The following is a 24,621-nucleotide window of genomic DNA, read 5'->3' on the forward strand; positions in this document are numbered from 1 at the left end:
GGCTATCCCTCCATTTCTTTCCGGCCACCCGAGCCCGGGCGGCTAGTGGCGATCGCCTCGGCGAGTTCCTCGACGCTCGCCGCGAGTACCGCGCTCGACGAGATCTCGGTTCCCCACCGCTGCTCGAGCCGGGCCCGGATCTCGACCGCGGCCAGTGAGTCGCAGCCCACGTCGCGCAACGGACGCCGACGCGGAATCCGTTGCGCGGGAAGGCCGAGCACCGCGCCGAGCTCGGCGGTCAGGGTGTCCAGCAGGCCGCCCCCGGCCGGGACCGGCGCCGGGGCGGGGTCCGCCGGGGCGGGTGTGCCGACCGGTTCCGTCGCGACCGGGGTGAACCACGTGCGCCGTCGCTGCCACGGGTAGGTCGGCATCTCGTCCGGCACGGTGAGTGTCGGGTAGAGCGCGGTCCACTCCGGGTCGACACCGGCGGTGTACAGACGGGCGAGAACCTCCGCCAAGCGCGCGGTTTCGGACTCGCCCCGGCGCAGCCCGGCCACCGCCGAACCGCTGTCGCTGTCGGCGAGGCACTGCTCGATGGCCTGTGCGAGCACCGAATGCGGGCTGATCTCAAGGAAAACCGTTGAACCTAAAACATTTTCGGTATCGATCGCGTCGGCGAACCGAACGGGCGATCGCAGATTCGCGGCCCAGTACCGGGCGTCGAGATCCGGACCGGCCATGCGCTCGCCGGTGACCGTGGACCGGAACGGCACGGCGACCGGGTCCGCTCGCATGTCGGCGAGCGCGGAGATCAGTTGCGGTTGCAGCGGATCCATGAACCGGCTGTGCGAGGCGAAGTTGATCCGCACCCGCCCGCCCCGCGCCCCGGCGTCGCGCAGCCCGGCGAGCAACTCGTCCAGCGCGTCGGTTTCACCGGACAGCACGGTCAGGCGTGGACTGTTGCGCGCGGCCACCACGATCCGATCGCCGTAGCGGGCGGCCGCCGCCGCCGCCTCCGCGGCCGGCATCGCCACCGCGACCATTCCGCCCAGCCCGTCCGCCTGCGCGGTGAGTTCGCCTCGGCGGCAGATGAGTTCGGCGGCGGTGGCGAGATCGATGGCTTCGGCGACCGTGGCGGCGGCCACCTCGCCGAAGCTGTGCCCGATGACGACATCGGGCCGTATTCCCCAGGACCGCAGGTGCTCTGCCAACGCCACCTGCATGGCCCAGACGGCCGGTTGGATGACCGCGGTCTTGGCCAGCTCTGTCCCGTCGTCGTCGGCGAGGATCTTCCGCAGCGACCAACCGGCCGCGGATCGAATTGCCGCGTCGCAGTTGTCGATCGCGTCCCGGAACGCGGCCGAGCTGTTCAGCAGCTCGCGCCCCATGCCGACCCACTGGCTGCCGTGCCCGGGGAAGACGAACGCGACGCGGCTTCCGCCGGTGGGTCGCTGGGTCACCTCGTCGAGCAGCCGATCGCGTAGCGCGGCGGCGAGTCCGTCACCGTCGAAAGCGGTTACCGCCGAACGCCATTCGTGGTGCGCCCGGCCGCGCGCCGCGACGGCGCACACCCGCCGCGCGGTGACCGGATCCGCGCCGTCCAGCCGGTCGGCGTAGGCGGCCATGAGTTCCTGTGCCGCACCGGGATCGCGCGCGGAGAGCGGCAGCACCAGCGGCTGTGGCGCATCGTCGTCGGTCTCGGCGGCCGACGGGGCGGCGGTCAGCACGACGTGCACGTTGGTTCCGGACAAACCGAAGGACGTCACGCCGGCGACCGGCGGCGAACCCTCCGGCCACGCAACCGGTTCGGTCGGCACACTCAGCGGCGTGCCCGGCTCCAGCAGGACCGGATGCGGCTCGGTCAGCAGTGGATTCCCCGGAATCAACCGATGATGCACGCTCAGTACCGTTTTGATGAACCCCGAGATGCCCGCGGCCCCCTCGGGATGGCCGATGTTGGTCTTCACCGAACCGATCAGACACGGCCGCCCTTCCGGGCGCGTCCCGCCGAATACCTGGGACAGTGCGCGCAGTTCGATCGCGTCACCCGTATTCGTCCCCGTGCCATGGGCTTCCACGTAATCCACCGCACCGGCGTCGACCCCCGCCCGCTCCAGCGCGTCGCGCAGCAACCGCTCCTGCGCGTCCTGGGCCGGAGCGACCAGGGAACCGCCGCCGCTGCCGTCATTGTTGCTCGCGCTACCCGCGATCACCGCGTATACCCGATTGCCGTCGGCCCGCGCCCGGGCCAGCGGTTTGAGCACCACCACGCCCACACCCTCGGACCGGACGAACCCGTCGCCGGTGGCATCGCCGAACCGGCAGCGCCCCCGCCGTGACATCAGCCCGACCTGCTCGTAGATGGCGGCCAGTTCGGGCAGCAGCACCAGGTTCGCCCCGGCGGCCAGCGCGACGTCCGAATCGCCGAGTTGCAGGCTCTGCCACGCCAAATGGACCGCGGTCAGGGACGAGGAGCACGCCGTGTCGACCGAGACGCTCGGCCCACGCAGGTCCAGCGCGAACGAGATTCGCCCGGACAGGAACGAGGACAACCCACCCCCGGTCAGCGCGTGCAGGTCGAGCGAACTCTGCCGGGCCTGCAATTCCCAGTAGTCCCGGCCCATCTGCCCGACGAAGACACCGGTGCGCGTGCCCGCCAGCGCGGTGGGCGCGATCCCCGCGTCCTCCAACGCCTCCCAGGCCACCTCGAGCAGCAACCGCTGCTGCGGATCCATCCGGTCGGCCTCGCGGGGGGAGATGCCGAAGAACGCCGCGTCGAAACCCTCGACATCGTCGAGGAATCCGCCGAAGCGGCGAAACCCGGACGGCACCGCGGGCAGCCGGCCGAACACGGCCGGATGGTCGGAGCGTTCCGCGGGTACCTCGGTCACCGCGTCCACCCCGTCGACGAGCAGTCGCCACAGCGCCTGCGGCCCATCGGCACCCGGCAAACGGCAGCCGATACCGACGACGGCGATCGGTTCGACGCGTCCGCGGCGGCCGGGTTCCGGGGCCGGGTTCCGGGGCGGGGCGCTCGGTGGCAGACAGCGGCGCAGCTCGGCGGTGATCATCCGGGTCAGCTCGCGGCGATGGGTGCTGACGAAGAAATGGCCGCCCGGCAGTTCGCGCGTCCGCACGGTCGCGGCGGTGAGCGCACCCCATGCGACGGCGTCGTCCGGCGCGGCAAGCGCGTCGTCGCGGCCGCTGAAGACCACGATCGGGCATGGCACCGGCGCGGCGGGCCGATGCCGGTAGGTGCAGAACATGGTCACGTCGGCGCGCAGCGCGGGCAACACCGAGCGCAGCAGATCCCGCTCGTCACGCAATGCGGCCGGGGTGCCGCCCAGGTCGAAGATCCGATCGAGCAGTTCGTCGTCGGATAGCTCGTGCATGGGCTCCGGTGTGAGCCGGTGCGGCGCCGCCAGTCCCGCCACCAGCAGCGCCACCGGCGCCCGATGCAGCCGCAGCGTCACCTGATACGCGAGCAGGCCGCCCAGGCTGTGCCCGAACAACGCGAAGGGCACGTCGAGATGCGGACCGATCGCGTCGGCGATCGCGTCGGCCAGGTCGTCCAGCTCGGTCAGCGGCGGTTCGTCGGCGCGTTCTTCCCGGCCGGGGAGCAGCACCGGCAGCACATCCACCCAGCCCGGCAGTTCCTCCGCCCAGCCACGGAAAACCGAAGCGCCGCCGCCGGAATGCGGCAAGCAGAACAACCGCACGCGCGCCGAGCGCCGGGGCGGCCGGGCCAGGAAGGCGCTCATTTCGCCCGCCCCCGGCCGCCGAGCGAGCCCGCGATGATCATCTTCTGCACCTCGGAGCTGCCCTCATAGATGCGCAGCGAGCGGATCTGCCGGTACAGCCGCTCCGCCACGCTGTCCGCGACCAACCCCGCCGCGCCGAAGACCTGCACGCAGGCATCGACAATGTGCTGGGCCCGCTCGGTGGCGTACAGCTTGGCGATGCTGGAGTGCTTCGCCGCGGCCGGATCCCCGCGGTCGGCCGCCCAGGCGGCGCGGGCCACCAGCAGCGCCGCCGCATTCAACTCGACCTCGATCTCCGCGAACGTGGCCTTCACCAGCTGCAGGTCGAATTGCTTGGCACCGTACATCTTCCGGCTCTTCGCGTGGGTCAGCGCGGCGTCGGTGGCCCGGCGGGCGAACCCGATCGCCGCGGCGCCCACGGTCATCCGGAACCGTTCGAGCACCTCCATTGCGATCACGAAGCCGGTGCCGGGCCTGCCGAGCACGCTGTCCGGCGGTAGCCGGCAGTCGGCGAACTCGAGATCGGCGAACGAGCGCGGCGCGATCAGCGGAACCCGTTGCCCCACTGTCAGTCCCGGTGTGTTCGCGGGCACCAGGAACGCGGTCAGGCCCAGCGCGCCGGGCCCCTCGCCGGTCCGCGCGATGACGCAGAACAGGTCCGCGATCCCGCCGTTGGCGATCCACGCCTTGGCTCCGTTGAGCACATAGTTGCCGTCGACCTTGTCGGCCCGCAGGCCGATCGCCGCGACGTCGGAGCCCACCTCCGGCTCGGAGAGGGCGAACGCGCCGCACAGCGTGCCCTTCGCCATCGGCGCGAGATACTGTCGCCGCTGTTCCTCGTTGCCGTGGCGCACGATCGGCGTCGCGGCGAGTGCCTGGATGGAGAACGCGAAATCGGCGAGATCGTCGGCGTAGGCCAGTCCCTCGCGCAGCAGGCACAGCGAGCGGCAGTCGGCGGCCGCCACGGCGTCGGGCCCGGCCGCCGGATCCAGCGCGGCCAGCCAGCCGTGCTCACCGAGCGCGCGCAGGATCCGCAGCCCGGTCGCATCCGGCTCGGCGTCCGAGTCCGCCCACAGCTCAGCGTGTTCCGCGCACCAGCTCTCGATCTGCTCGGCGCGCTGCACATGTCGCGGCTCGTAGAACGGCAGGGCGAGAATGCCCGCGTCGAAGCTCATGGTTACTCCTGGGACAGCGTGAAGATTTCGGTGGGGTGCACCGCGGGATCGCCTGGCCGCAGGTGCAATTGGCCGCGACCGGGGCACAGGACCACGGCCGCCACCGTCCGTTCGCGGCGGATGTCCCCGTTGTCCGCGACGTTGATCGGCGGCGCGGACAGCACGCCGAACCGGTCTTCCGGCTCGGTGCCCGCGGTCGCGAGCCTGTCGCGGCACACCTCGAGCCTGCGGACCGAGGAATTGCGGGCGAACACGTTGATCTCATCCCTGGGCACGAAGTCGGGATGCAGGAAATGATTGGTGTGGGACAGATGTGAGCCGTATTCGACCCTGAGTTCCCGGTCGAGCACCTCGACGTAGGCGGCGCCGTCCCGGTCACACAGCACGATGTTGCGCGAACTCGCCAGCGGCAACTCCCGCAACCGGTCCACCGCTTCCCCGACCGAACCCGCATGGTCGAGCAGATGCCGGATAGCCAGGTAGGGCGGCACGCCCGGCCCCCACTCCCCGCCGAGCACGAGGTTCAATCCCACGGCAAGACCGTCGCTGTTCAAGCCGAGGTAGCCGAGCAGCCCGCCGAAACTGAGCACCAGCGCGCGCCGCGCCGTCCCGCTCCGCACGATCTCCAGCACACTGATCTGATCGTCGAGATTGCCGTTGAGATCCACGGTCTGCGCCAGCACCGGGTCCGGCCCGGCCGACGCGAAGGTGGTGCAGTCCCCGGCGGTCGGAATCTTCTGGTAGCCAAGGATTTCGCGGCGCACCTGGAGTAACACGGCCTCCCGGAGGCGGAGATCCGCTCCGGCGGCGAGGCCGCGGATCTCCTCGGCCAACTCCGGTGTGGCAGCGGTTATCTCGGCCAGGTAGGCGTCGATCACCGGCCCCAGCCCGGTCAGCGAGACCGGCTCGGGCAGGAGCCGGTTCAACCGGCACAGCCCGTCGTCCAGAAAGGCGCGCAGCTCGGCGGCTCTGGCCTGCCCGTGCTGATAGCCGAGGGCGAAACACCCACCCTCGACGCGAAGGAACGGAGTCCGCAGGACCGCGCTCATTCGACGGCGCCCGCCAACTGCACCTTCGGGTAGGCCGCCAATTTGCTTTTGACACCGGCCCATTCGCCCCGCAGCACGCTGTAGAAGATGGCGTCCCGGCGCCGGCCACCCGGCATCGGGTTGAAACTGCGCAGCACCCCCTCCTCGGTCGCCCCGATATTGCGCAGACCGCGCCGCGCCTGCTCGTTGAGCACGTCGGTCTTGAACTCCACCCGTTCCGCGCCGAGCCGTTCGAAGGCGTGTTCCAGCAGAAGGTATTTCGCCCACCGGTTGAGCCCGCGCCCGCGGAAGTCGCGCCCGAGCCAGGACCAGCCGATCTCCAGCCTGCCGTCGCGCTCGGCCAGGTTTCCGTAGCTCATGCTGCCCGCGGCCCGGCCGCTGGCCTTGTCCATGATGTAGAAGACCACCCGGCGCCCGGCGCGCTGATCCTCCAGTGCCGCATCGAAGAACGCGTCGAAGTCGGCCTCGGTCTCCACCAGCGAGACGAAGTACCGCCAGATATCCGGATCCAGCGCGATCTCGCACAGCGCCGCCCGGTCGGCCGGCTCGATCGGCCGGAGCAGGACGTGGTCGTTCTCCAGCCGTGCCGGCGCAAGCTCAGCCCATCCCATGTCAGACCGCACTTTCCGCGTGCCGGGACAGCTCGGCGGTCACGTCGCGCAGGGTGCGCATCGCGGCCACGTTCTCCTCGGTGAAGTTCGCCAGTGAGACGCCGGTGTCATCGCAGACCGCGGTCAGGAACAGGACCTTGTTCAGTGAGGTGAGCCCGTAGTCGTCGACCATGTCGAGGTCCGGATCGAGCTCACCCTGCGCGCTGTTCGACGCGATCACCTTCCGGAAGTTGTCGTGCACAGCCTTTTCCACATCAGGCATGGGTTCTTCCTTTCTCACCGATTTCCCGTCCGAACTGTTCGAGGATCTGCCGCCGCTTCGGTTTGTACTGCGCGCTGAGCAGTCCGTTGTCGATGCTGAACCGCGGGCGGGCGATCACCACCCTGCCGATGCGCTCGTCGCGCTCCAGCTCGGTGTTGGTGCGCTCGACGTGCTCGGCGATGGCGGCCTCGTCGGCGGGTTCGGCCGCGGGGGAGACGACCGCGACGAGCCGGGTCTGCGCAGGGCAGAACACCACGCAGTGCTCGATCGCCGGGCTCGCCGCCATGCGCTCCTCGATCGGCCGGACGATGACCTTCTTGCCGTTCGCCAGCACGATCACGTCGTCGGCGCGACCACGGATGTAGAGGAAGCCGTCGTCGTCGAGGTAGCCGATATCGCCGGTGCGGACCGTGCCGTCCGGGGCGAACACCCCCATCGAATTGCCCGCGGCACCGTACTCGTACCGCCGCGCCACCGGGTAGTCGCTGCGGACACTGATCACTCCGTCGGCGTCGAACAGCACCTCCTTGCCGGGCACGACCCGCCCGACGCTGCCCTCCCGGCTGGCACCCGGATGGTTCTTGGCCACGATGCAGGTCTCGTTCATCCCGTAGCCCTCGTAGATGGGCACGCCGAGGCGGGTGAAGAAGCGCAGCATGTCCGCACCGGCCGGCGCGGAACCGGTCCACAGGTAGCGGATTCGGTCGCCGAGCAGCTCCTTGGCCGCGACCTGCGGATCGCCCCGGGACTCCAGATGCCGTTTCACCGTCTCGTAGAAGCCGGGCACGCCCATCACCACGGTGGGCCGCACCTGCCGCATCGCGGTGAACGCCGCCTCGTAGGTGCAGACCGTGACGTCGTGGCCGAAGCACAGCGCCGAATAGATCCAATACCGTTGCTGCAACAGCGCCAGCGGCAGGAAGACGAACAGGTGATCGCCGGGACCGTGCGCGAACATCTCCTGGACGGCGCGCAGCGAGCTGTCGATGCTGCCCACGCTGGCCGCGAGCCCCTTCGGCACACCGGTGCTGCCCGAGGTGAACTTGAGCGTCGTCGCCTCGTCACTGTCGTACCGGACCGCGGGCAGCGGGTCCGCCGGTTGTTCGGCGAGGGTGCGCGCGTCGCTGATCGGTCGGACACCGGCGGTGGCGGACGGCTGATCGGTGAACAGCAATGTCAAGTCGTAGCGGTCGAGCAGCGCCGCGTCGGGCTCGAACTTGCCGGGTTCCAGCCCGGCGGTCACCGCCTTGCAGCGCAGCGCGGCGAGATCCAGCAGCACCCACTCCAGGCAGTTCGCGGCGAGAATCCCGATGCGGTCGCCGGGCGTCACTCCCAACTCACGCAGCCGAACCGCCAAACGGTCGGCCAGCGCGGACAATTCACGCAGTTCGATCGTTTCCGTCGTGCCCAGCCGGGCGAAGGTTGCGTGAAAGCCGGCCGGCGGTGGCGTCGTGACGATCTGGTTGATCACCGAATCCATCAGGCGCTCCCCACACCGACCGGCTCGGCCGCCCCGACCGATGGTTCGGCGAAGAACTCCCGCACCAGGTCGATCCGGGTGCCCGCGGGCACGAGTTGCACGATGTGCGGCCACTCGGCCGGCCGCTGCCCGCCGAGCGCTTCGCCGAGCCGCCCGGCGAACCGGGGCAGCACGGGGGTGGCGCAGTGGGCGAGCAACCGCGCCGCGGCGAGCTCCAGGGCGACCGCGGTGCGCGCCTCGTCGTGCCAGCCGGCCACCGTCGCCACCGCGCTCTCCCGCTCGGCGAATCCAACTGTGTCGGTAACGATTCCGTGCAGTTGCGCGGTCGCTTCCCCGATCGAGAACGCATCCGGGCCGAGGGCGGCGGTGACGGCGGACAGTCGGGTGCCGAGGCGGCCGAGGAATGCCGTGTGCTCGGGGGTCCAGACACCGGCGTCCGGTGCCCGGCCGCCGTACCGAGTCTGGATGCGGTGCCCTAGGTCATTGAGCCACCGCTGCCAGGTGCCGATCAATTCCTCGCGCACGGTGGCCGCGTAACCCGCCAGGGTGAAGTTGGTGCCGCGGGACTCCGGCCGGGTCCTGGACAGGAAGTACCGCACCCCGTCCACGCTGTCCGGCGTGAGGATCTCCTTGCCCCAGATGGCATTTCGCCGGCTGGTGGAGAACTTGCCGCCGTTCAGCAGATAGAACTCGTTGACGTGGTAGTCGATATCCGGATGCCAGCCGGGGAAGGCCAGCCGGTAGAGCACCGGATACAGGATCGAGTGGTAGAAGCTGTTGTCGTAGCCGAAGAAGTGCACGATCTTCCAGTCCTGTTCCGGCTGGTCCGCGCGCCAGTCCCGGCCGAGCCGACGGCCCAGTGCCGAAATGCCGTGCAGGAACCCGTAGGACATCTCCGGCCAGACCCAGATGACCTGCCCGTCCGCCCCGGCTTCGGCGGGCGGCACGCCCCAGGTCGCCGGATGGGTGATCGCCACGTCGAGCCGGGGACGGGCGAACACCCGCCCGGCCAGCTCGCGCAGCCGCGCCGGGACCCGGCCCAGGCGGTGATGCGCGGCGAGCTCGGCCGCGAACTCGTGCAGCGGCAGGGTGAACCGGGTGAGCGAATCGGTTCGCGGGGCCGCCGGTGACCGGGTGGATCGCGGATCGGTCAGGTCGACACAGGAATTGGGCTCGCCGCAACCCTCACAGATGTTGCCGCCGGTCGTCGCGCCGCACGCCGGGCAACCGCCCGATACGTCGACCTCGTAGAGGTATTCGCCGGTCGAGCCGTCGAACAGGGCCGGACCCACCTGCGGCGCAACCGATCCCGACGCCACGAGACGAGCGAAGTAGGCCTGCAATCCGGTCCGGTAGGCGGGATCGGTGCCGGTCACCGTGTACTGATCGGGTTCGATGTCCATCAGCCGCAGGGTTTCGGCGATCTCGGCGCTGTAGTGCGCCGCCGTCGCCGCGGGTTCGCGGCCCTCCCGGCGGGCCCGGTCGACCACGTAGCTCTGGTAGTCGTCGCTGCCGGTGAGATGCCAGGCCTCGGCGCCGTTCATCCGCTGGAACCGGACGAACACGTCGGCACCCAGATACGGGCCCGACAGGTGCCCGAGGTGCAGATCGCCGTTGGGCGTCGGCGGCGTGGAGAACACGAAGATCGGCCGCTCGCCGAACCGCCGCCGGTCGCTGCGGCCGGTGGCCGCGCGGGCGGCCCGGCTCGGATCGCGCCAGTACAGGTCGAAGAACACCAGCTCGGCCTGCCCGGTGTTCTCCACGACGTGGGTCTCGAACGGATCGAACAGCACCGCCATACCGGGGGAGACGGGATGCCGCGCGCCGTCCACGATGACGTCGCCGTGACCGCTGACGACCAGGAACAGCTCGGTCTCGTCGTGCTGGTGTGGATCGGACTGCCTGCCGGGTGCCACCCGCGCCCAGCCCGCGCCGAATCCGAATCCGTCGATCGAACTCATGTCGATGCCGAACGCGGCGTGCAGTTCGGCCGTGTCGAAACGATTGATGATCACGCGGGACTCATCTCCTTCGGTGGCTGACTTGGCTGCCCGTCCAGGTGCAGCAGGCCGGCGGCCTCGGCCGCGATCGCGGGGGCCAGCCGGTAACCCGAACCGTTCGCGGCGCCCGCAAAGATCACCCGCCCGGCCGGGTCGAGCGCCCGCACCTGTGGCTGCCGATCGGCGCTGTAGGCGTCGCAGAACACCCGGCCGCCCACGGCGTGCTCGGCCAGTGCGGGTGAATACTGTTGCAGCAGCGGCATTGCCGCCGCGAGGATGCCGTCGTCGAGCCCGCCGGACACGGTGTCGGGGTCGACGTCCCACTCGTCGTGGGTGTAGCTGAACAGCCAGTGCCCGCGGTGCCGCAGCGGCAGCAGGAAGGCGTCCTCGTCCTGGAACACGATGACGCCGTCGTCGGGCCCCGGCCGCTGTTCGATGTGCAGCGCGACCACCTTCTTGACCCGTGCGTTCAGCGGGGCGACCAGGTCGCGCCAGGCGCGATCGGCCAGCCACGGTCCGGGGGCGAGCACCACGCGCGCGGCCGGGTAGGTCTCGCCGGTGCTGAGCCGGACCAGCACCTCGGCCCCGGCGTCGTCGATCGCGTTGACCCGCAAGCCTTCCCGGAAGGTGACGCGCCCGCGCAGATCGTGGGCGATCGCCTGGGCCACCGCGGGCACGTCGGCGTAGTGACAGCCCTGACCGCGCCAGACCCCGGCCTCCCTGGGCACCCGGACCAGACCGCCCGGCACCGCGACCGTCGGGGTCAGCGCCGTATGGTCGAGATAGACCTCGTCGAGGCTCGCCGCGGTCTGCTTCGCCACCACGGTCATGCCGAGCGAATGAATAGGCAGCGCAGGATGTCTCGCCACGAGGTCCAGGTAGTAGTCGTGGCTGTACGCGGTCATCCGCCGCACCCGGTCGGTCGCGCCGCGCGGAAAATGCAGCCCGGCCGACCGCCTGCTCGCCCCGGTGCCGATCCCATCCCGGTCGAACACCACGACGGGAGTATCGGGGGAGCGCGAAATCACCTCGCGCGCGATCAGGCAGCCGATGATCCCGCCGCCCACTATGGCGACGGTCCGGCTGCTCATCGCTCTACGCTCCGTTCGTCGGGGGCCTTGGCCGACCATTCGAGGAAGGAATCGTGCGGATCGTCCGAGCGGATCCCACGCAGGCGATCGGCAATGCGTTTGCTGCGCCAGGCGAGCAGGCTCAGATTGGTGTCGGCCAGACCACGCTGTCGGCGGGCGCCGTTCTGGAGGAAGATGTTTCGGTCGGCCGGACCATCCCAGCACACGGCGAAGTCCGAGTCGATTTTGTATTCGTCGTGGTCGCGCTCCAGGCGGTCCGCGACCGGGGCCAGAAACTCCATGTCGTCGGCGCGGAAACCGGTCGCCCACACGATCACGTCCGCCTCGGCGTGCTCGTCCACACCGGGCTGGTCGTTGTGCGTGAAGGTGATGTCCCAGCCCGCGCCGGGATCGCCGGTGACCCGCAGCACCTCCCGGTTCGGATACAGGGCGACCAGATCGGTTGCGCCGTCGACGAAGTGGTGCAGATAGATGCGCTGGTAGATCTCGCGCAGCGTGGCCTCGGAGATGCCGTCGCTGGTGAGCACGTGGGCGAAGTTGAGCGCCTCCCTGGCGGCGCCGGGCAGGCCGGAGAAGTATTCCGAATAGCCAGGCATGTAGTAGTCGTTGGTGAACGGCGAGTCGTCCAGCGGAAAGTAGTTGCGCCGCCGGGATATCCAGCCGACCCGGCGCGGCAGCTCGCCGCGCGGACGGCAGATCAGCTCGAGGAAGGCCTCCGCTCCCGACTGGCCGCCGCCGATCACCCAGACTCGCTTTCCGGCGAGTCCGCCTGCCTTGTCGGCGAATTCGCTGATGTGGAATTGCGTCGGGCCGAGCAGGTTTTCCGCGACCGGAGGAACATAAGGCTTCCGGCCGACACCGATTACGACGTTGTCGGCCGTCACGGTGTGGTTGCCGGTGCGTAACCGGAAGACGCCGTCGAATTCGATAGAGCGCACTTGTTCACCGAAGACGAGATTCTCGTTCATGGAACTGACCCATTCGAGATAGTTCCGGAACTCGCTGCGCGGCACCGCGTCGAACTGCGCGTTCAAATAGTGGTAGATCCGGCCCTTGGCATGCAGATAGGACAGGAAGGTGAAACGGTTCGTCGGGTCGGACAGGCTGACCAGGTCCTTGAGCATCGAGACCTGGAGCGAGGTGTTGGGCAGGAGTTGGCCGTCGTGCCACCGGAAGTCGTGGCGCTTCTCGAAGAACCGGTTCGAGACGTCCGGCTGCTCGTACAGCAGCGACGCCAGGCTCAGATTTGCTGGTCCGATACCGATGCCCACGCACCGGTAATGTTCAGAATTGTCGGTGAGCGATCCCTGGCTCATTACGCCTCCTGCCCCTCGAGGCCACCGGCCCCCGGGGTGAATACCGAGATGATCATCGGTTGCTGATCCGCAATACTCGCCCGCCCGGGCAGATTTGCCTGCAATGAATAGAACCCCCGTCGATCGGCTGGAGCCCTGTTTACCACTTCGGAACCCGCGGTAATATCCTTGAAATCAACGGTAGCGGGCGGGGGAGGCGCGCACAAGAAAAGTGAAAGTTTTTGACGAGGTGTTCTGCGGCGCTGACGATCTGGGACACGCGACGCGGGAAGTGTTAGCGCGGAGGGTGTTTGGGATGCGACACCGAAAGGCGTAACCTGGCAGGCGGGCGGCTATCGGGGCCGGGCGCCCCTCTCGTGCTGGTGGCCTGCGGCCGCCTGTGCGGCGAAAAAGCTTGTCTGGCAGTGTGTTCAGCTATTTGCGCGAATCGCCAGGGGCGCTTACGCGGAGAACGCTCCGCGGGTGGGCGGGTCGAGCAGCTGCGCCAGTCGATGTAGATCCTGCGATCGCCGTCGAGCCAGCTCGGCGATGCGCGGAGCGCAGTGGCTCGGGACATTGCCGATGACATCGTCCCACTTCACATCGTCATCGAATGGAAACTCCAACCAGCGCAGCAGTTTTCGTCCGGTCTCGGAGAACCGTAGCGACGGGTCCTTGCGCAGCTGATGCAGCATCTCCGCGGTGATCATCCGCTGCGCGAGCGGGATCGGCGTCGAATCGGAGTTCTCGGCGGCGGACGCGGCGGCCGGGCGTGCGGAGCGGCGCAGCGGCACCGGGCTCTTGCCGCTGAGTAGTCGGTTACGCACATCCTTTGCCGTGGTGACCGAAATGCCCGCCGCCACAGCGACTTTCCGGGTAGACGCGGTGGGATCGGCGGCGAACAGCTCGGCGGCGCGTTGCCTGCCCTGCGGTCCGAACCGGTGCCGCACGCCATTACGCGCGATCCGGCCGGTCGCCTGTGGAACTTCCACAGGCGACCGCCTGCGGATCGCCGAGACGGTCTTGGGCGAGACCCCGGCGATGGCGGCGATCGCTCGGTCCGACCAGTCCGGATAGGACACCAGGATGCGCAGGGCGGCGGCCTTGCGTTCGGCCAGCGACAGCGGCAGTCCGTGCGCGGTGTTCAGTTTGACCGCCAGCACGAACGCTTCCTCCGGCCCGCCGTCGAAAAACACTGCGGTGATGGTCGTTTCGCCGCGTAGCCGGGCCGCGCACAGTCGATGCCAGCCGTCGACGACCTGCATGGTGGCGCGGCGGACCACGATCGGCGCGGGTGCGGTCGTCGATTCGGCGAGGGCGCGCGTGTGCGCCGTGTTCTCGGCGACCGTGCGTGGTGGCGCCGCCGCCGGCCGGAGCTCGCTGATCGGCAGTTCGACGATCTGCGAGCAGTGCGTATGTGAGCCAGGGAAATTCGGTACGGATAGGGTCCCTGCTCGGGACGAACCGGCATTACCCCCACTGGTCATGGATTCCCCTCCCGGGTCCGTATGCTTCCGATACGCCGCGCAGCCAAGTGCACTGACGGCCACGGCGCAGGCAATCCGGGATCGAGTCCCACCTCAGCCTAACCAGCGACACCATCGGCCCGGCTCCCCCCGACCGGGGGGTATCGCACCGTGGCGCGGACGGGTCATCGCGCCGTCTCGCGGCCCCCTTTCTCCTGGCCGCGCCCCTCTGCGGCCCCTTCGATGGCGGCGTGCCAGCACGTCTGCCTCGACTCTGAAAAGCTACCGCATGGAATCACTTGCGCGGTACGGAGTGGCGCATCTGCGACGGGCTTCCGCGGCGGGATACGCCTTCGCGGATCGAGTCCGTTCGCCAGGCTCACGGCTCGACGGGCTCAACGGGCGCCCTTCCGGTTCCGGTCCTCACCTGCGCGGAGTGCGCCCCATACCGCGCGCGGGTGAAAAGCGGGTCGGCGGTGGACATGCGGTGGCGTATTCGTGGAGATCCGGTGTGGGGCATTGAAAGGTGAACTCCGGCTGTGCAAAAGTTCGCCTCATTCCGCAGTTTCCGGGGAATCCGTTGCTAGAAAAGGGAATTCATCGTGTCCAGTTCGAACAGGATCGCCGCCACCGCGGCGACGCTCAGCGTGATCGCCGCCGCGATCGCCCTCGCCGCACCCCAGGCGGGGGCAACCGTGACCAGTGTCCGCATCGAGCGCGGCCAAGGATTCGGCAGCTCGGAATCCGCCCGCGGCACCGGCTGCGCCTACCGGGTCATCGCGCAAACGGAGCCGGGCCGAGAGGTCGCCTTCCTCGACGAGATCGACAACGACCTGTCGCCCACCTCATTCGGACCAGCGTTCGTGGTCGCCGACCCCTCCGGCGCGGCAAGCACCACCTGGACCCCGACCAAGAAGGGCCAGCACTACCTCTGGGTGGTCGAGCGGGTCTCGGACGAAAAGGGCGAAGGCTACTCCACCGACACCCCGCTGACCATCGGCACCGGCATCAACGTCGGCCCCGCCTGCGTGGTACTGCCGTAATCACCCTTTCGCACCGACCAACTGCCCGCATTCCTCGCGCACGGTCCGGTGTTGCGGTGAAACCCGTAGTTACCTCCGATATCCGCTGGGCGGTCAGTGGTAGTGGCAGTTCCATGCCTACCTGCCTGGAGGGATCGGATGTGTTTCATCGGGGTTGTGGGGGTCTGGCCCGCGGGTGGGGGTCAGTAGATGGTGGTGCAGGAAGGACAGTTCGGCATCGACGGCTTGTTCGTGGGCGTCGAGGAATGGGGTGTAATGGCCGCCTGGTAGCCGGACCAGTTCGCCTCGAGGTGCTCGTTGTGCGGCTCGTATAGCGGGGGAGGGGGGTGCTGTTCGATCCTCGTTGCCGACCAATACCAGCAGTGGGCTGGTGATGCGGGGGGTGTAGCGGCCGGGGCGGTAGAGGGAGATTCGCAGGACGGTGCGGGCGGCGACTTCTTGCTGCCATCGTGGGTAGCTGTTGCCCGGGTTGAGGGCTCGGTCGCCGTCGCGGCCGTCGGGGGTGGCGAGCATGGCTAGGGTGCCGGGTGGGCCGGCGAGGGGGATCAGCAGTGGTGGTCGGGCGATCAGGGAACCGAGACCATCGATCAGGGCTCGGGTCACGAAACGTAGTGTGGCGAGGGGCGTTTGGTGACGACCGGCGAGCGCGGCGGCGAGCGGTCCGTCGGTGAGCGGTGTTTGTGCGATGACGGCACCGAGTCGGGGATTCCGGGCGGCGGCGCGCAGTACGTGGCCGCCGGACAGGGAGAAGCCCCAGAGGGCGATGCGGGACGGATCCACGTGGGGGAGGGTGGCGGCGAACGCGATCGCGGCTTCCAGGTCGGCGAGCTGCTCGTTCATCCGGACGATTTGGCGGGGGTTGCCGCCGCTCTCGCCGAGGTGGCGGTAGTCGAAGGCGAACACGGTGAATCCGGCCGCCTGGAATCGGTGCGCGAATCGGTCTGTCCCAGGCTCTTTGGTCACCGCGCCGCCCGCTGACATGACCACGCAGGCTCCGTTGTCGCCGGGGTAATGCCAAGCCGCGCACTCTGTGTCGCCGCTGGCGAACCGTAGCTTCGTTCGTCTCGAATCCTGTTGCATGCCAACCTCCAGCCGGATCTCATATAGTATGGTTCTGATATTATATGAGAATCGTAGTTTTCGATACGGCATCTTCTGAGAAGGGTTGCGTGCCATGAACGCAGACAGTCACCGTCGGATGACCAACACGATCAACAAGGTCATCGTCGGATTGCAGCGCAGGGGTATAGCTTTCGGGCCGATGCAGCTGCTCACGGTCAAGGGGCGGCGGACGGGGCAGTTGCGCACGTTCCCGATCGCGGTGAACGAGCTGGGCGACGGCCGCTACATCTTCCAGGCGTTTCCGAAGGCGGCATGGGTGGCGAACGCGCGGGACGCGGACACCGTCACGTTGACCAGGGGGCGCAAGTCCTCGACCGCCCGGCTGGTCGAGGTGCCGGTGGAGCAACGCCGTCCGCTGCTGCGCGAACTGGTGACCGCCAGCCCGGCGAGCGTCGGCAACCGCTTCGTGACCACCGGATTGGCCGCGACCGCCACGCCGGACGGAATCGCCGAGGCCGCGCATAAGATCGCGGTTTTCCGCGTCGAACCGGCCTGACCGGGCGGGCACGCGCCGACCCGGTCTGCGGTGGCGTCGAACGATCCGGCGTCGCGATACAGTATGGAATCCATACAACCTGACGTGAGAGTAGTGCCGGGTGAGTTCAGGAGCAGATCGGGCCGGGGCGCGGCAGCGCAGGCAGCTCACGGTCGCCGTCAAGGAAGCGGTGCGCGACCTGAATATTCAGCTGTCGCTGCTCAACCGCAGGTTCGGCGGCCGGGTCGAACTCAGGGACATCGACTGGACCTGCCTCGACCTGGTCAACCGATATGGACCGATGACCCCCACCGCCTTGGCGCGCCGAGCCGGCCTGCATCCGGCGACCCTGACCGGCATCCTCGACCGATTGCAGAAGGGCGGCTGGGTCGTGCGCGAGCGCGACCCGGAATCGGCGGATCGCCGCGCGGTCACCATAAGCGCTGTCCGCGAACGCAATTCGACACTGTTCGAGCTATTCGCCGGAATGAACGGCCGAATGGACGCCGTCTGCGAGCACTACTCCGAGGCCGAACTCGAGGTGATCGCCGACTTCCTCCGCCGCACCAGCACCGCAGGCCAGGCCTCGGCGGAGGAGTTGGCCGAGAGCTGAACCCGGTGCCTTGCCTGCTGCCATGTGGCGCGCGCAATCGTACTTGTCATGCGGCAAGGTCTAACGCCAGGTCATATGATGTGCAGCAATGTATTTCGAAGCTTGGATAGCGAAATGTGATGGCGAGAAGCGGCGTTTTTACTCGGCTCAGCGGGCTCGATCTGCGGATAGTTCGGCTCGGTCTGCGGATGCCAATGCAATTGGTTTGGCGAGTCAATGGGCCTGTTGATCACGACATGTTGGCGAAGTTTCACCGCGGTCTTCTTGCTGGCCCGCTCAATCGGCGCGTCCAGTTCGGTCGAGTTCCGTTCGCGCGTCCGGTCTGGTCTCGGGCGACCGGGGGGAACCCGGTCCGGGTTTCGACATATTCGTTACAGGAGACCGAGGTCATGGGCTGGGTAGATGCGGCGTGTGCTGTTGATCTCGATGTGGCCGGGGGACATGGTTGGGAACTGGCCGCGGCCGAGGTGAACGGCGGTACCTCAGTGGTGTCGCTGATTTGCTCGCATGCACTTACCGACGGGCAGGGGTTGATGGCGGCGCTGGTTCTTGCCGCGCGCAACGAGCACCGAGCCGGGCTCGGGGTAACGGGTCGCCCATCGATCGCGGCGGATGTGGCCGATGCCATGCGGGGTGGGATTCGGGAGCACGCGCGGTTGGTCAGAATGCAAGCCAAGGCGAATCGCGCGGCGCGCAGTGCAGGCTACAACGATCTTGCAACTATGCCGCCAGGCCGAAGGATTGCGCCGGACCTGATGCGCACAACGGTCGCGGTGCAGGTTGGTACCGAGTCAATCGAGCGGATTGCGACGAAACACGGTGGCACAGCGACTGGCCTGATGCTCGCAATCACCGCGAACGTGGCGCGGCGCGCTAGCGGTGAGGTCGACGCCCTTTCCATTGCTGTGCCCGTTAGTCTTCGCGGACAGAACGATATGGAATCATCCAACGTAATGGCCATTGCGACAGTAGATCTCGATGCACAGCGCGGCCGATATACGGACCTGCCGGACCTCAGGCAGCGGAGCAGGATCGCGTATGCACGCGTGTCGGCGGGTGATTCGGGGCTGATCCACACGGGAGCAGGATTCTCGAGTGTAGGAGTGTTCCCCGCCGAAGCCCGGATGGCATTCGGGCCTACGCTCGGCGTGATCGGGCGTGCGGTATCCGACTCAGGACTGCGCTATGGACATGTCTTCGCGTTCGCAATTTGGGGTGATGGCACGACGTCATTATGGTTTCAGGCAACAGGTACTTGTCTATGCCGCAGTGCAATCCAGGGCGAATTCGAGGCATGGGGTGTTGATGTGGTTCGCTGGTGGTAGTCCATCGTAAATGATTTGGTCGCCGTAACTCCGTTTGGTTCCGCCGAGTGGCATACGTCCTTGTCTAGTATTGAGGGCATCAAGTCTGCCGGTGATCCGAGATCGGAAGGCCGCTGCTCGGCAGGCCAAATGACTAAGCTGCGCATGCGGATTGGCCGCCGCGTGGGTACTCATCCGCGGAGCTTGGCGGCTAATTCGCTGACTCGGGTGTCTGTGGCGGCCTCGTTCATGGCCTCGTTCAGGGCGGTCTGGTAGGTCGGTTCGGCCTTCTCCTGGAGGGCGCGTCCTTCCTCGGTGATCACGGTGTACACGCCTCGGCGGTCTTTCGGGCACAGGTCGCGGCGGGAGAGGCCGCTGGTCTCCAGGCGGGCGACCAGGCGGCTGACCGAACTCTGGTTGAGGCCGATGAGTTCGGCCAGCTCCTGCATGCGCAGCTCGCCGTCGTCGGCCTTGGCGAGCCGGCACAGGGCCTGGTACTCGGACAGTCCGATGTTGTGGCGGCGCTGCATCTCCTTGGCCAGCCGGTTGGTCACCATGCCGTGCAGCGTCACCAGCTGATCCCAGTCGGTCGCGTCCATGATCACCGCCTTCCTGTGTTGACATCAGAATACATGCAGTGGCAATATCTGCATGCACCTACATTTATTGCATGTACATGCAATGTTCGAGAGGAACGGCGATGACCACACAGCGCATCGAGAAGATCGCCACCACGCCTGACTGGTACGAGCCGTACAAGATCTCGCAGGCGATCAAGGCGAACGGCGTGCTCTACGTGTCCGGCCAGGCCGGCATCGATGAGCGCGGGCGAACGGTCTCCGACGACTTCCTGACCCAGGGCAGGCAGGCGTTCGCCAACATCCGCCGGGTTCTGGTCGAGGCCGGGGTGGACTTCGGAGACGTGGTGAAGGTCGGCATCTTCGTCACCGACATGGCGGCCAACCTCGACAAGGTCATTCAGCTCCGCGCGGAGTTCCTCGCCGAGCCCTATCCGGCCGACACCTTGCTCGAGGTGTCCTCGCTCGCCCAGCCCGACTGGCAGATCGAGGTGGAGGTAACCGCCCTCGCGCCCTGATACCCGCGACCATTCGCCGCCGAGCGCGGCGATCCGGATGAGCCCGTGATCGCCGAATTCGGTTGGCGCAGCTGAACTTCAGAAGCGATTAGGCAGGTCTTAACTTGCCGACATCGCCGCATTTTCTCGCTACGCTGGCCCGCAAACACCCGCCGCCGCGCAATGGTGCGCGGCCGCCGAGGGTGCTGGGTCTGGTGGCCGACGCGTGTGGCGCGGCCGCGAATGTCGTTCGGTGAGAAGGGTTTCAACTGATGTGGGCGCGGAGGATGGTTGCGGGGATGGTGTCAGCGGTTGGCGCTGCGGTGTGCATGGCGGCGACGCCGGCGCAGGCGGACCCGCTGCCGCAGGTGACGACGGTCGGCACCACGCTGTTCGCGTTCGGCGACGCGAGGGTCTGCGCGGGCCTGATCGACGTGGCACTCGAGGCGGCTCCGCGCCGGCCGGGTCACGTGCTGGCGCGGGTGACCCCGCGGGGTTATCTGGGCGGCCCGTGCGGGAATCAGGTGAAGCTGGGCTGGGTGGGTTCGGCGGGGCCGCGCACCCAGGACGTCTGGGTCGGCGCGGACGCGACGCCGGGTGCCACCGTGACGGCGGATCTGTGGGTCGGCTCGGGCCCGGCCAAGGTGATGGCGGTGTCGTGGCCGATCAAGGGCACATTCGCGGAGTGGTACGTGCTGGTGCCGTAGCGTTCTTGACATACCTTTGACCGCAAATTAGCTTTGCAATCAAAGGTAAATCGAAGGCGGGAGCACCGGCATGGCCCACGAAGCACAATCCGCGACAGGCCGCGTCCTGACCATCGGCCTGCACCCGAAATCCCTTGACTACAGCCGATTCCCGGGCCTGGACGAGCGAAAACTACTGGCCCGCATCGAAACCGGCCACGCGGCCATGCGGGCGGCCGGCTTCGATGCGGTGTCCTGCCTGATCGGCACCGAACCCGACGAGGCCGAACGCGAGATCCGCGCGCAGCTCGCCGAGGGGCCGATCGCGGTGGCGATGATCGGGGGAGCGATCCGGATGATGCCGGAGCACACCCTGCTGTTCGAACGCATCGTCAACCTGCTCGGCGATGCGGTGCTGTGCTTCAACACATCACCGGAGACCACCGTCGACGCACTACGCCGCGCGGGCGTCGTCCCCAACGCCTGACCACCGACGCACCCCGAGCCCGCCTCGGCTAATGCCCGGCTTCCCAGACGAATCCGTCCGGATCGGTGACCGGGCCGATACCGCCGGCGAGGGCGATCCGATGCGACCCGCTGCCCTCGGGGTCAACCCCGGCGTCCTTGGCGGCCGCCTTGCGTCCGTACAACGCCAGCTTGACCGACCCGGCCGGCGACTCGAACTCGACGTACTTGCTGCCGAAGCTCTTGCCCACGGTCAGGCCGCGCTCGACGTAGAACTGCTTGGTCGCCTTGACCTTGTCGACGCCGAGCAGCACCACGAAATCATCGATCGTCCTGGTGGCAGGTCCGGTGTCCTTCTTCGCCGACGTCGCGATCTTCCAGATCGCCCCGTCCGGCGCCTGGACCACGCCGCCGTAGCCCCAGAAGCTCTTCTTGGCCGGTTTCACGGTCGTCGCGCCGGCGTCGAGCGCGGTGCCGATCAGGCTGTCGACGGTGCTCGGCTGCGACACCACGAGGGAGAGGATGTAGCCGCGGAATCCGGCGGTCGGGGCCTCGGCGGGACGAACGCGCAACTGGTCGCCGAGGCCGAACGCGGCGGCGTAGAAAGCCGTGGCGGCCGCGGTGTCGGGCACCTCGAGGGTGACGGACTCGATAGCGGTCTGATCAGTGCTGATGTTCATGGGAGCAACGCTATGCGCTGGGCCGCGACCAGCGCTTCTCGATTCCTGATCACCTGTTTCCGGCGCCGGACGACGGCGCAGGCGCTCGTGTACCGGGCGCGTCGCTGGGTATGCCTAGTTGCGGTCGCGCTGGAAAGAGCGCCCGAGCGCCGCTAGCGTGGGGTGCCGCGAACGGAGTCCGATATCTGGGAGTTAGTTTGTCGAGTTCGACCATCGAGAACATCGAAGCATCCTCCGCCGCGCCCAACGATCCGCCGCGCACCATCGCGCCGGCGGTCTGGTGGACGATCGTCCTGGCCGGAGTCGTCGCGGGTGCGTATTACCTGGTCCAGGTGCTCGAACATCGGCAGATCATGATGCACCTGATCGACCTGAGCGTTTATCAGATCGCCGGAGACCGCGTGAGCCATCATGTTTCGGTCTACGACAGTCCGCTGCTCGGCAACACCCGCGGCGTCTGGGAGTTCGTCTACACCCCGTTCGCCGCGCTGCTGTTCGTGCCGCTGCGCTGGCTGCACGGTGATCTGTACACGTGGGTCGGCGGTCTCGGCAATTTCGTCATGCTGGCCGCGTCGTGCTGGGTGGCGCTGTCCATGCTCGGCTACCGGCGGGACCGGCGGCTGGCCGTCGCGGCCGTCGCGATCGCCGGACTGCTGATGTGGTGCGAGCCGATCCGGATGACCATGGCATTCGGGCAGGTGAATATCCTGCTGCTGCTGATCGTCATCGTGGATATGGCGCTGCCGGATACCTCGCGGTGGAAGGGCGCGCTGACGGGTATCGCCGCCGGCATCAAGCTGACTCCGGCGTTCTTCGTGCTCTACCTGCTGGTCACGCGGCGTTACCGGGCCGCGGCGACGGCCGCGGGCGCGTTCGTCGCGACGATGGTCGTCGGATTCGCTGTGCTGCCGAAGGATTCGCTGACCTTCTGGGGTGGCGCGTTCCTGGACCCGCAGCGGGTCGGCGTGCCGGGAAACCTGTCCAACGAATCGTTGCGCGGCCTGATCGCGCGCCGGATCGGGGTCGAGGGCGCGCATCAGCTGCTCTGGTTGGTCGGCGCGGCCGCGATGGCGGCACTGTGCCTGTACCTGGCGCGGCGGTTCGCGCAGACCGGACGCGAACTCGCCGCGGTGGTCTGCGTGGGCGTCACCATGACCGCGGTATCGCCGTTCAGCTGGGTGCATCACTGGGTGTGGCTCGCGCCGTTGCTCATTTACCTGGGTGATCTCGCGCTGCGCCGCCGCGGCCTCATCGCGCCGCTGGGTTTCCTGCTGACCGCGCTCGTCGTCTCCAGCGGCCTGCTGACCTTCTACGATCCGGCAGTGGTCAGCATCTTCGACTACGCCGACCGAGCCTGGCCGAGCGTGCTCTACCGCAATGCCTACCTCTGGCTGACCATTGTGCTGCTCGCGGCCGCAACCATAGCCCTCCGATCGAGCTCGAAGCCGGACGCAGCGCCGACGAAGCATCCGGCCACGGACGAACAGGTCCGGCAAGTGTGATCCTGCCGCCCCGGCGCCGTTCAGCGAGCGAATTTCTCGATCGCCGCGGCGGTGACCGGGGTGAAGAAGTTCACCAGGTTGTTGTCCGGGTCGCGGAACAGGAGTGAGCGGTTGCCCCAGGGCATCGTGGTGGGTTCCTGGACGACGTCCGCCACGAGGTCGGTCAGGTTTCGGTGCACGCGGTCCACGTTGTCGACCAGGAATTCGATGATGACGCTGCGGTTCTCGGCCGGGTGCGCCAGGTCGGGCGCGAACAGCGCGAGCGTGCGGGTGCCCGCGATCGCGAGGGTGCCCGAGTCGGTTTCGAGCTCGGCGAAGTCCTCGGTTGCCCACGTCGCCCGCAGTCCGGTGACGCGCTCGTAGAAGCCGGTGAGGCGGGCGACATCGGCGGTGATGATGCGGATCGAGACGAAGTTCATGATTCTCTCCTGGTCGGTCTGGGGTTACTGACCGCACGCTACGGTTGATACCGGACAGAAACCGCCCGGTATTCGCGCGAGACTTTTCCCATGCCCCGACCGATCGCCCGCGTGCTCACCCTGCTGGAACTCCTTCAGGCCGGCGGCACCCGAACCGTCGCCGAGCTGGCCGGCCGGCTCGAGGTCGACGAGCGCACCGTGCGCCGATACGTCGATCACCTGCTCGACCTCGACGTGCCCGTCGAATCGGTGCGCGGACGCTACGGCGGCTACCGGCTCGCCCCCGGTTACCGGATGCCGCCGCTCATGCTGAGCGATGACGAAGCGCTGGCCGTTCTGCTCGGCTTGGTCGCGGGCCGGCGAGCCGGGTTGCTCACCGCCACGGACGCGGCGAGCGAGACCGCGGCCGCGAAGATTCGCCGGGTGCTGCCGGACCGGCTCGGCCGCAAGCTCGACGCGGTCCTCGGCACGCTCGCCTTCACCGCGCCGCCCGCTGCGTCGGCGGCGCCGGAGACGACGGTCCTGCTCACGATCGCCGACGCCGTGCGCAGGCACTGGCCGATCTCCGTCCGATACACCGCCGCCGACGGTCGCCGCAGCGAACGCACCCTGCACCCGTACGGTCTCGTCGCTCACTCCGGCAGGTGGTATGTGACGGGTGCGGACCCGGCGATCGGCGAGGATCGCACTTTGCGAGTGGACCGCATCACCGAGGCGCGGACCCTGCCCGGTTCCTTCGACGCACCAACCGGATTCGATCCGGCGCAAAGCCTCCTCACCGGCCTCGCCACCGCCCGCTACCGATACGAGGTGGCCCTTCGAGTCCAAGGAACTGCCGAGCAGATCCGCACACGCCTCCCGGCCGGCCTCGCGATCGTCACCGAGTCGCCGTCCGCGAGCGACGCACAGCCGTGGTCACGCGTCGAACTCCGCGCCGAACGCCTCGACTGGCTCCCCGCCGTACTCGCCTCCCTCGACCTACCTTTCGTCATCGAACAACCAGCCGAACTCCGTCCCCTCGTCCTCGCCTTCGCCGACCGGCTGACGAAGTCGGCCCGCTCGATCTGACCCAGCGGGGGACCGGCGGGTTCAGCGAAGCGAATTCGC

Annotated in this window: 23 protein-coding genes; 9 read left to right on the forward strand and 14 right to left on the reverse strand. The window is 68.1% G+C overall.

Annotated elements, in window-relative coordinates; translation table 11 throughout:
* Positions 1 to 2: 2 nt before the first annotated feature.
* The 10 genes from ACFQ9K_RS03460 to ACFQ9K_RS03505 form a co-directional block, all read right to left on the reverse strand.
* Positions 3 to 3,701 (reverse strand): acyltransferase domain-containing protein, encoded by a 3,699-nt coding sequence (locus ACFQ9K_RS03460; protein ID WP_378718483.1) that lies wholly within the window; start codon positions 3,699 to 3,701, stop codon positions 3 to 5.
* Positions 3,698 to 4,876: an acyl-CoA dehydrogenase family protein gene (locus ACFQ9K_RS03465; protein WP_378718480.1), complete on the reverse strand. Its 1,179-nt coding sequence runs from the start codon at positions 4,874 to 4,876 to the stop codon at positions 3,698 to 3,700. Before ACFQ9K_RS03465 ends, ACFQ9K_RS03460 begins: the two co-directional genes overlap by 4 nt.
* A 2-nt stretch (positions 4,877 to 4,878) precedes the next feature.
* A complete protein-coding gene (locus ACFQ9K_RS03470) occupies positions 4,879 to 5,925 on the reverse strand; it encodes a C45 family autoproteolytic acyltransferase/hydolase (RefSeq protein ID WP_378718478.1) in 1,047 nt (348 codons plus the stop codon).
* Entirely contained in the window at positions 5,922 to 6,536 is a 615-nt protein-coding gene (locus ACFQ9K_RS03475) for a GNAT family N-acetyltransferase (RefSeq protein WP_378718476.1), read from the reverse strand. The genes ACFQ9K_RS03470 and ACFQ9K_RS03475 overlap by 4 nt, the downstream gene beginning before the upstream one ends.
* Before the next feature lies 1 nt (position 6,537).
* Entirely contained in the window at positions 6,538 to 6,798 is a 261-nt protein-coding gene (locus ACFQ9K_RS03480; protein ID WP_378718474.1) for a hypothetical protein, read from the reverse strand.
* Positions 6,791 to 8,278 carry an AMP-binding protein gene (locus ACFQ9K_RS03485; protein ID WP_378718472.1) on the reverse strand — a complete coding sequence of 496 codons (1,488 nt, stop codon included), beginning with the start codon at positions 8,276 to 8,278 and terminating at the stop codon, positions 6,791 to 6,793. Before ACFQ9K_RS03485 ends, ACFQ9K_RS03480 begins: the two co-directional genes overlap by 8 nt.
* Positions 8,278 to 10,293, reverse strand: coding sequence for a class I tRNA ligase family protein (locus ACFQ9K_RS03490; protein WP_378718470.1), 2,016 nt, complete (start codon positions 10,291 to 10,293; stop codon positions 8,278 to 8,280). The genes ACFQ9K_RS03485 and ACFQ9K_RS03490 overlap by 1 nt, the downstream gene beginning before the upstream one ends.
* A complete protein-coding gene (locus ACFQ9K_RS03495; protein WP_378718468.1) occupies positions 10,290 to 11,369 on the reverse strand; it encodes an NAD(P)/FAD-dependent oxidoreductase in 1,080 nt (359 codons plus the stop codon). The genes ACFQ9K_RS03490 and ACFQ9K_RS03495 overlap by 4 nt, the downstream gene beginning before the upstream one ends.
* On the reverse strand, positions 11,366 to 12,640 hold the full coding sequence (locus ACFQ9K_RS03500; protein ID WP_378718466.1) for a lysine N(6)-hydroxylase/L-ornithine N(5)-oxygenase family protein: 1,275 nt from the start codon (positions 12,638 to 12,640) through the stop codon (positions 11,366 to 11,368). The genes ACFQ9K_RS03495 and ACFQ9K_RS03500 overlap by 4 nt, the downstream gene beginning before the upstream one ends.
* Before the next feature lie 485 nt (positions 12,641 to 13,125).
* A complete protein-coding gene (locus ACFQ9K_RS03505; protein ID WP_378982754.1) occupies positions 13,126 to 14,151 on the reverse strand; it encodes a ParB/RepB/Spo0J family partition protein in 1,026 nt (341 codons plus the stop codon).
* 581 nt (positions 14,152 to 14,732) lie between these two features.
* Between ACFQ9K_RS03505 and ACFQ9K_RS03510 the strand changes: the two genes are divergently transcribed.
* Complete coding sequence (locus ACFQ9K_RS03510; protein WP_378718461.1) at positions 14,733 to 15,173, forward strand: hypothetical protein; 441 nt, start codon at positions 14,733 to 14,735, stop codon at positions 15,171 to 15,173.
* A gap of 117 nt (positions 15,174 to 15,290) precedes the next feature.
* Here the strand turns inward: ACFQ9K_RS03510 and ACFQ9K_RS03515 are convergent, their stop codons facing one another.
* On the reverse strand, positions 15,291 to 16,154 hold the full coding sequence (locus ACFQ9K_RS03515) for an alpha/beta hydrolase (RefSeq protein WP_378718512.1): 864 nt from the start codon (positions 16,152 to 16,154) through the stop codon (positions 15,291 to 15,293).
* 193 nt (positions 16,155 to 16,347) lie between these two features.
* Between ACFQ9K_RS03515 and ACFQ9K_RS03520 the strand changes: the two genes are divergently transcribed.
* The 3 genes from ACFQ9K_RS03520 (at position 16,348) to ACFQ9K_RS03530 (ending at position 18,708) form a co-directional block, all read left to right on the forward strand.
* The gene (locus ACFQ9K_RS03520; protein ID WP_378718459.1) at positions 16,348 to 16,791 is read left to right on the forward strand and encodes a nitroreductase/quinone reductase family protein; all 444 of its coding nucleotides are present in this window, start codon (positions 16,348 to 16,350) and stop codon (positions 16,789 to 16,791) included.
* Positions 16,792 to 16,891: 100 nt separating this feature from the next.
* The gene (locus ACFQ9K_RS03525) at positions 16,892 to 17,383 is read left to right on the forward strand and encodes a MarR family transcriptional regulator (RefSeq protein ID WP_378718456.1); all 492 of its coding nucleotides are present in this window, start codon (positions 16,892 to 16,894) and stop codon (positions 17,381 to 17,383) included.
* Positions 17,384 to 17,772: 389 nt separating this feature from the next.
* The gene (locus ACFQ9K_RS03530; protein ID WP_378718454.1) at positions 17,773 to 18,708 is read left to right on the forward strand and encodes a hypothetical protein; all 936 of its coding nucleotides are present in this window, start codon (positions 17,773 to 17,775) and stop codon (positions 18,706 to 18,708) included.
* 170 nt (positions 18,709 to 18,878) lie between these two features.
* Here ACFQ9K_RS03530 and ACFQ9K_RS03535 read toward each other — a convergent pair whose 3' ends face one another.
* On the reverse strand, positions 18,879 to 19,286 hold the full coding sequence (locus ACFQ9K_RS03535) for a MarR family winged helix-turn-helix transcriptional regulator (RefSeq protein WP_378718453.1): 408 nt from the start codon (positions 19,284 to 19,286) through the stop codon (positions 18,879 to 18,881).
* 101 nt (positions 19,287 to 19,387) lie between these two features.
* On the opposite strand from ACFQ9K_RS03535, the gene ACFQ9K_RS03540 reads away from it, so the two are divergent.
* From ACFQ9K_RS03540 to ACFQ9K_RS03550, 3 genes are all read left to right on the forward strand, one after another.
* A complete protein-coding gene (locus ACFQ9K_RS03540; protein ID WP_378718451.1) occupies positions 19,388 to 19,783 on the forward strand; it encodes a RidA family protein in 396 nt (131 codons plus the stop codon).
* A 278-nt stretch (positions 19,784 to 20,061) separates the two neighbouring features.
* Positions 20,062 to 20,469 carry a hypothetical protein gene (locus tag ACFQ9K_RS03545; RefSeq protein WP_378718450.1) on the forward strand — a complete coding sequence of 136 codons (408 nt, stop codon included), beginning with the start codon at positions 20,062 to 20,064 and terminating at the stop codon, positions 20,467 to 20,469.
* A gap of 70 nt (positions 20,470 to 20,539) precedes the next feature.
* On the forward strand, positions 20,540 to 20,935 hold the full coding sequence (locus tag ACFQ9K_RS03550) for a hypothetical protein (protein WP_378718448.1): 396 nt from the start codon (positions 20,540 to 20,542) through the stop codon (positions 20,933 to 20,935).
* A gap of 28 nt (positions 20,936 to 20,963) precedes the next feature.
* Here the strand turns inward: ACFQ9K_RS03550 and ACFQ9K_RS03555 are convergent, their stop codons facing one another.
* Entirely contained in the window at positions 20,964 to 21,593 is a 630-nt protein-coding gene (locus ACFQ9K_RS03555; RefSeq protein WP_378718447.1) for a glyoxalase, read from the reverse strand.
* A gap of 197 nt (positions 21,594 to 21,790) precedes the next feature.
* On the opposite strand from ACFQ9K_RS03555, the gene ACFQ9K_RS03560 reads away from it, so the two are divergent.
* Complete coding sequence (locus ACFQ9K_RS03560; RefSeq protein ID WP_378718446.1) at positions 21,791 to 23,095, forward strand: glycosyltransferase 87 family protein; 1,305 nt, start codon at positions 21,791 to 21,793, stop codon at positions 23,093 to 23,095.
* Positions 23,096 to 23,115: 20 nt separating this feature from the next.
* Here ACFQ9K_RS03560 and ACFQ9K_RS03565 read toward each other — a convergent pair whose 3' ends face one another.
* Positions 23,116 to 23,514 carry a VOC family protein gene (locus ACFQ9K_RS03565; protein ID WP_378718444.1) on the reverse strand — a complete coding sequence of 133 codons (399 nt, stop codon included), beginning with the start codon at positions 23,512 to 23,514 and terminating at the stop codon, positions 23,116 to 23,118.
* Between the two features lie 90 nt (positions 23,515 to 23,604).
* Between ACFQ9K_RS03565 and ACFQ9K_RS03570 the strand changes: the two genes are divergently transcribed.
* Positions 23,605 to 24,582, forward strand: a complete 978-nt coding sequence (locus tag ACFQ9K_RS03570; RefSeq protein WP_378718442.1) for a helix-turn-helix transcriptional regulator — start codon at positions 23,605 to 23,607, stop codon at positions 24,580 to 24,582.
* Positions 24,583 to 24,621: the final 39 nt, after the last annotated feature.

Source organism: Nocardia sp. NPDC056564, from assembly GCF_042793755.1.
In the GTDB taxonomy this organism is placed as follows: Bacteria; Actinomycetota; Actinomycetes; order Mycobacteriales; family Mycobacteriaceae; genus Nocardia.

Coding starts and splice junctions, on each gene's coding strand:
- ACFQ9K_RS03565 (WP_378718444.1), bottom strand. CDS start 23,514: ATGAACTTCGTCTCGATCCGCATCATCACCGCCGATGTCGCCCGCCTC.
- ACFQ9K_RS03480 (WP_378718474.1), bottom strand. CDS start 6,798: ATGCCTGATGTGGAAAAGGCTGTGCACGACAACTTCCGGAAGGTGATC.
- ACFQ9K_RS03540 (WP_378718451.1), top strand. CDS start 19,388: ATGACCACACAGCGCATCGAGAAGATCGCCACCACGCCTGACTGGTAC.
- ACFQ9K_RS03550 (WP_378718448.1), top strand. CDS start 20,540: ATGGCCCACGAAGCACAATCCGCGACAGGCCGCGTCCTGACCATCGGC.
- ACFQ9K_RS03475 (WP_378718476.1), bottom strand. CDS start 6,536: ATGGGATGGGCTGAGCTTGCGCCGGCACGGCTGGAGAACGACCACGTC.
- ACFQ9K_RS03465 (WP_378718480.1), bottom strand. CDS start 4,876: ATGAGCTTCGACGCGGGCATTCTCGCCCTGCCGTTCTACGAGCCGCGA.
- ACFQ9K_RS03470 (WP_378718478.1), bottom strand. CDS start 5,925: ATGAGCGCGGTCCTGCGGACTCCGTTCCTTCGCGTCGAGGGTGGGTGT.
- ACFQ9K_RS03515 (WP_378718512.1), bottom strand. CDS start 16,154: ATGTCAGCGGGCGGCGCGGTGACCAAAGAGCCTGGGACAGACCGATTC.
- ACFQ9K_RS03485 (WP_378718472.1), bottom strand. CDS start 8,278: ATGGATTCGGTGATCAACCAGATCGTCACGACGCCACCGCCGGCCGGC.
- ACFQ9K_RS03460 (WP_378718483.1), bottom strand. CDS start 3,701: ATGAGCGCCTTCCTGGCCCGGCCGCCCCGGCGCTCGGCGCGCGTGCGG.
- ACFQ9K_RS03545 (WP_378718450.1), top strand. CDS start 20,062: ATGGTGTCAGCGGTTGGCGCTGCGGTGTGCATGGCGGCGACGCCGGCG.
- ACFQ9K_RS03530 (WP_378718454.1), top strand. CDS start 17,773: ATGGGCTGGGTAGATGCGGCGTGTGCTGTTGATCTCGATGTGGCCGGG.
- ACFQ9K_RS03495 (WP_378718468.1), bottom strand. CDS start 11,369: ATGAGCAGCCGGACCGTCGCCATAGTGGGCGGCGGGATCATCGGCTGC.
- ACFQ9K_RS03555 (WP_378718447.1), bottom strand. CDS start 21,593: ATGAACATCAGCACTGATCAGACCGCTATCGAGTCCGTCACCCTCGAG.
- ACFQ9K_RS03570 (WP_378718442.1), top strand. CDS start 23,605: ATGCCCCGACCGATCGCCCGCGTGCTCACCCTGCTGGAACTCCTTCAG.
- ACFQ9K_RS03535 (WP_378718453.1), bottom strand. CDS start 19,286: ATGGACGCGACCGACTGGGATCAGCTGGTGACGCTGCACGGCATGGTG.
- ACFQ9K_RS03520 (WP_378718459.1), top strand. CDS start 16,348: ATGAACGCAGACAGTCACCGTCGGATGACCAACACGATCAACAAGGTC.
- ACFQ9K_RS03505 (WP_378982754.1), bottom strand. CDS start 14,151: ATGACCAGTGGGGGTAATGCCGGTTCGTCCCGAGCAGGGACCCTATCC.